General features: G+C 66.1%; 1 pseudogene. It reads left to right on the top strand.

Annotation, left to right across the window (positions count from 1 at the left end):
• Nucleotides 1-943, top strand: a pseudogene (locus tag FFS26_RS22370) (hypothetical protein); the annotation flags it as partial.

Below are 943 nucleotides of genomic sequence, written 5' to 3' on the forward strand. Positions count from 1 at the left end.
ATCGGTGGGCCTGGGCGTCGCGATCACCGCGTTTTCGTCGCTGGTGCAGGATTATCTGATCGCGCACGGCCAGCTGCGCGAGGAGCAGGCGGGGCGGATGATCGCGCTGATGGGCGATGCCGAGCTCGACGAGGGCAATATCTACGAATGCCTGATCGAGGGCTACAAGCACGACCTGCGCAATTGCTGGTGGATCGTCGACTATAACCGCCAGTCACTCGATGCCACCACGGCGGACCGCATGTTCCGCCGCTTCGACGACATATTCGAGACCTGCGGCTGGCGCGTCGTGACCTTGAAGCACGGCAAGCTGCAGCGCGCGGCGTTCCAGCGCCCCGGCGGCAAGGCGCTGGAGGACTGGATCGAGACCTGTCCCAATGCCGATTTTGCGGCACTCACCTATCTGGGCGGCGCGGCCTGGCGCGAGCGGCTGATGCACGATATCGGCAGGAAGCGCGGCGTGGCCGAACTGCTCGGCTCGTTCGACGATGCGGGGCTGGCGCAGCTGATGACCAATCTGGGCGGCCACTGCATCGAGACTTTGCTCGACGCGTTCGACAGCATGGATGACGAGCGCCCGACGCTGCTGATCGCCTATACCGTCAAGGGCTATGGCCTTCCGCTCGCCGGGCACAAGGACAACCATTCGGGCATGATGAACGGCGCGCAGATCGAGGGCTTCCGCGAAGCCCTCGGTATAGCGCCGGGCGAGGAATGGGGCAAATGGTCGGGGCTGGGCGACAATCTCGCCAGCGCGCTGCAGGCCTTCGTTGCCGATAGCCCGATCGCGCGCAAACAGGCAGAGCATGCCGCGCCAGCGATCCCGCTGCCCGACCGGCTGCCGGTGCCCGAGGGCGCGGAGCAATCGACGCAAGGAGCGTTCGGCAAGATCCTTCACGATCTCGCCAAGTCGGACGCGCCGCTCGCCGACCGGCTGGTCACC

The sequence above is a fragment of the Chryseobacterium sp. 2VB genome (assembly GCF_005503635.1).
GTDB classification, from domain to species: domain Bacteria; phylum Bacteroidota; class Bacteroidia; order Flavobacteriales; family Weeksellaceae; genus Chryseobacterium; species Chryseobacterium cupriresistens.